We start from the raw sequence: 5,353 nt of genomic DNA, 5'->3' as shown, positions 1-5,353 counted from the left end.
GGTTGTTGTTGATCATCTGTGTCCATTGGGTCCAGTTCAATAACATCCTCGACATCATGGTATGCACCAGCTGCCCCGCCCACTTGTACTGCTGGTTCCGCCGGCACTTCCAGCACTTCGGCCGCTTCAAACCCATCGAAGTCGTTGGGTTGAGCCGCCGCCCCTGCTCTCTCATTAGCCACCGTCCTCACCAATGCTTGTGGCAACACGATTCCTTTACCCCTTCCCCGGCCAATTCCCTTTGTGGGCGCTGGGGTACTCTGTCCATCGTCTGACGACGATACTTCCCCCGGCTCCTTCGAGTCTTTTCTCACTGGTTTCACCACCTTTGGTTCTGCCACTTTGGGATGAATCACTAGGATTCCCCCCACATTGTCCACCCTTCGATCTTCTGACCGTTCCCGTCTTCTTTCCTCTCGCTCTTTGCCTCTTCTCGAGTGGCTCCTCTCTTCTCTTCTCGGTTCTTTCGACGCTCTTTCATGATAACGGGAGCTTGTGGATCTGGATTTTCCTTTTGACCCGCGTCGTTCCCTCTCCCGAGACGTCTCTCGTGAGTAGTTTCGACGCTGATATTCTCTGGAGCGGCTTCTTCGTCGCTTTGAAGATGCTTGATGGTCATCCTTCAGTCGGTCGCCGGCCGGACGACGTTCTTTGGTTGACCCTTGTGATTCATGACGGCGCTCCACAGGCTTGATCAGAGCCTGTCTTGCTTCGTCCGTTGGGGACTTTTCTCGCATCTTCCTCGCCACCGCTAAATCCTTGCCAGCTGATTTCGCACTCCCATCTTCATCGGTGGTGGCGTCTTCTCCCGTTCTATAGTGCTCGTCGATGCTTGCTCCCGATGCCGTTGTGGCCTTCGGTGCTGTTTCTGACAGAGCTCGTTGTTGCGCCTTTTTCCTCTCTTGCAGATCTTGAAAATTCTTGAAGCATTTAGACAAGCTTCGTTTCAGTTCTACCGGGTCGATTACTGCCATTTTGGCCACCGTTTCACAGGGTTTTCGCACCGTAGCTTTTTCCCCGAACACGGCTTCTATGACTGGCTTGTCTTCCACAACTTGTCGTGGTCTTGGCTGTCGTTCCCGTGGGCGTCCACGACTTTGGGTTCTTGTTTCTTTATCATCTCTCCCTGATGAGGACTCATCCCGCGCTGTACTTCCAGGTATCGTAACGAGAAGTTGCTGTCCCCATGGTTGCCCCATTGGAGGAGGACCCGCTTGTTGCGTCCTCATCTGTACGGCGAACGTCTCTGTCGTTTGCTTCAGTGTCATCTTGAGACTTTGGATTTTCAGATCTTTATACGCCGTCACTTGTTGGATTTCAGCGTTGCGGCTGTTGATCACATCGCTGTACATCAACCGCATTTTCTCGATTTGCTCGTCGGCTGCTCTCTGGCGATTCGACGTAGCATTCAGCTCACTTTCCAATCCCCGACGTACACTCTCTATCCGTTCATGCATGAGTGTGATCCAGTCACACAGGTCCTGATACGCGATCACTCTGTCATCCACTCTGGGGTCGGTCGATGCTCGAGGTATCGGGATGTTATTCGGGTGCATGTGTTCCACTTCTGCTTGCAGGTGGGCCAATCCGATGTACATCCCTTCCAAGGACGGACATTTCGTTCTTGTTTGTCCTTGTGTATTTGCCTCTTCGGGCCCTTGATGCTGTCCTTGCCTTTTTCCCAGGATGGACTGCACCCGTCTTTTTACCCCTTCTTTGATGGTTTCTTTTGTGCGTTCAATAATTTTCACTTGTTCTGCTCCCCCTGGCAGGTTCTTAATGATTTCCGCCTTCTGGGTCAGTTCCCTCATTAAAGTACCGAACCCATTGTTCGCAAGTATTTCCCCCCGTTGTTGCTGGGATGCTGTTGGAGGGCCTGACGTATCCATTGGTTGGTTTTGGACCGCCATTGCCGCCGCCAGAATATCGTCGCTCAACTGTATTTGCTGAGTCGGCCTGTCTGCTGTTCGTACCCCTTCCATTGCTGTGTCGTCTTCTGTCAATGGGGTGACGACACCTGTACGATCCCGGGTCGGGAGGGCTCCTGTTAGTATTTTGAGAGCCTCCTCTCTGGATCGTGTTGACGGCCCTTGTGCCCTTTGACTGCTAGTACCCGCTCCTCGTTGGAATTCTTGTTGTTGCTGAGCTTCCTGCTCTTCTTGCATCCGTCTTAGCTTTGCTTGCCTCATTTGTTCCAACTGAGTTTCATTTTCCCAGAACTGGCTGATGTAGTTTTGCAGTTCCCGAGGCAGGTCCGCATAGTCAATATTTGGCTCAATGTCCTGACCGAGTATGGGGCACGGCGTTGTCACCTGGCCCCTGGTCTTGAATTCCGCGTCCACTGTCTCCCACAGTTCCTCAATCATTTCATTCGTTACCCCTTGCTCCACCTCTTCCAGCTCTTGTTCCTTCGTCCTTTGCATTTGGTGACTAATGTACAGGCGAAGTGAGTAATGAGGGTCGGTGACGGGATGTAAAACATCCTTTCCCAACACCGGTGGTGGAATGATTGTTTTCCCTGGACCCACTTTCTTGTGATCCTCCGGGATCTTTTTCCACTCGGCATTCAGCCCTTCTTGGGTCATCACCTGCTCCCGGTATTTCCCCACTGCCTTTAAGGCCTCCTTCGCCACTTCCATCGATTCCGGCTTGGGTTGTTGATTTCCGGGTATCACTTGCTCCCATTGCCGTTCATGCCATTCTTCTGCCGATTGTGTCTTCGCCCCTTTACTGGCCCAAGGGTAGTCCGGATCTTCGTCTGGTTCCACATAATCGGTCCCGTCGAACTCGTCGATGTACCTTGTGTACCCCGGTGGTGTGACGGGTCGTCGTTGGACTTTACCCTTTCTACTGATTCGTGGAGGCAACGCCCCCTGTCTTTGTGACCAATCGCTCAAGTCCAGTATTTCACGTGGGAACTCCTCTCGATTGAGCCTTGGTTCGATGTCCCGCATGAACGACTCGAATCGGTCGGCCCTGTCCAGTGCTTGTTGACCAGGCGAGAACAGGCGAACCCATTTATTGAGATCCTCCGTTCTCAGTGGGTGCAGTTGCATCCCATCGATCTGATAAAGGCAACTCGTGTTCTTCCGCTCGCAGTTGCCTTCCCGACTCTCCCAGTACGCCACTAGCGCTTTGTAGGAGCGTTGGATCCGTCCCTTGTATATGTCGTCTGCTTTCTTGGAGCAGTCGTAGCCGACCTTCGTCGATTGCTGGTAGTTCCTTGGTAGGGCCAGACGAAGGATTTCGAATGCTTGCCCCGCATTGAGCGCCACTTCTGGGTCCAGTTCCGAACGAACGTGATTGGCGACCATTAACGCATGCAGGATGACATCTTGCGTTGCGTATTTGAGGAACGTGCGGAACCCGTCCTCACTGTCGACCATCTCGCCCCTTTCGAACTTTTTCCGTAGCGGCCGTAGCAATTGTGCTCCCTGGGGCTGTTTTCCTGCTGGCAGGGCTCCCGTATACAGTTGCAACTGTTCTTTGAGCCGCAGTTTGCTTCCCGCCGGTGACATTGCTGCTTGCAGGTCGAATACTTTACCCTCCGGCCATTTGTCCCGGAATGTGTTTCGCCACATAGTGGCATCCGAAGATGCGTCCCAGAAGATCTTGGTCACATCCGAGTTCAGGAACTCCATCAATTCTTTGGGCACCTTTCCTTTCTCGAAGGCCATCACGTCGAAGACGACCACTATTCCTCGTGGTGTGCCGATCTGGATCGTCCTGACTTTCGTGTGTGGCCTTGTGCCCTTTAATTGCTCGTCGTCCAACAGTTGCTCCGTCTGCGCCGACCACCAGTCGAGGCTACGATAGGGTTTCCCCTCATTGACGTGCTTGTTGTACGATTCGACCATTTGTGGCGTCGGTGACACGCCTTCGATGTCCACTGACACGATCGTTGTCTGATTGCCGTCATCGTATGTGAGCAACTCGATTGCCGCTTTCATCATTTCCAGGTGTTCCACGACCACCACCATTCGTGCGGAATCGATGGGGTGTCCGAAGACCCTTGGAAAGTTGATGGCCACTTCTGCGCACCGTAGGGGGTGGTTCTTGTCGTACCCCGGATGCCGTGCATTGCTCCATCCTCTGCCTTCATATTTGCCATTCTGGCCTTTGGAAACCGGATCTGTAACAATAATAATAAAGATTAATTTAATTATTAACTTTATTTTTATATTATTAATAATGTAACTAAGGAAGTAAAAATAATATAAAATTATTAATGCTTGCGGTAATTGTCACAAGACATCATCATTGGCCTGGTCCTCGTTCGTCAGTCGCTTTACACACCGAGGACAGTACCAGATTTTGTCTACCGGTTCCTTTTGCCACTCCATACTCTCGGAATGATACCCTTGGTGAGACACTTCGCATTCGGCCTTGCTTCTTCTGGCTGAGTCTTTTAGATCTTTCTTTCTCTGTGACTGCCATTGTGGCCTCCTCTGTCTGCCCTCTTTCTTCTTCTCATCCGGCTTGCGCTCTAGGTACTTCATGGCTCTTAGTGGTACGGTCGCACCCACATGTACCCTCGCGACGGCAAGTCTTTCTACTGCTTCCATGTTGACGGTCCTCGCTTCTTTCCGACCGCTCACTGGGACTAATGTCGTCCTGGCCATTGGTTTCGAATATGTTGGGATCTGTTGCTTGCCCAATGACACTTGCATGTTCTCATAATCCAGCTTTAGTCCGAACGTCTTCAGCGCGTCATCTCCAAAAAGGAGGGGCGCCTGCAGATTATCCATGACGTACATGTTTATCATCTTTGTTACTCCAGCCACTGTCGTTGGGGCTTCGAATTTTCCCAGTGTGTGGCTTGTCATGCCGTCGCTGTAACCCGTGAATGTCACATTGACTTTTTGTAGCGGATATTTCGCGAAATGGGTCCAATACCCAATCGCGCTCAACAGCGTGGCTTGTGCCCCCGTGTCGATCAGGCTTGTGACTCCGATGTTGTCGATTGCTACTTCGATATACAGGCCGTGAAGCGTTTCAGGCTTCGCCTCTACCAAATTTGCTTGTAACATCGGCTTTGTCGGGGTTATCGTTGCAACCATTGTTTGCTTCGTTTCACCCAATACCCGAAAGCCCCCTAGTCGAGGGTCCGCTGACCCTGCTGGCATGTGTGGCGCTGTGTTTTCAACCGTCTTGGATTTCCCGTCCCCGGCTGCAGCCCCTGTCTCACGCCAGTTGGTCGCGTCCGCTCCCGTCTTCACCATATTCGCCTCCTTCTTTTCCTCTTCTTTCGCTTTCTCCTGCTTTTTGGGGCAATCTTTGTAGTGGTGCTCGTTGGTACGACAAGTATTGCACCATGGCTTGTTTTTACCCCCACCACTACTTCCTTTCCAAT

The 5,353-nt window shown here is 51.9% G+C and carries 2 protein-coding genes; both read right to left on the bottom strand.

The annotated features are described in order from the left end of the window. A partial coding sequence (locus tag ACZIYX_RS23475) for a hypothetical protein (RefSeq protein ID WP_462684703.1) occupies positions 1–3,953 on the bottom strand: 3,953 nt, incomplete at its 3' end. A 291-nt stretch (positions 3,954–4,244) separates the two neighbouring features. Next, a partial coding sequence (locus ACZIYX_RS23470; protein ID WP_462684702.1) for a pepsin/retropepsin-like aspartic protease family protein occupies positions 4,245–5,353 on the bottom strand: 1,109 nt, incomplete at its 5' end.

This window comes from Aquimarina sp., assembly GCF_977115655.1.
The sequence above is the reverse complement of the archived record's forward strand: the minus strand, read 5'-3'. Positions and strand labels throughout refer to the sequence as shown.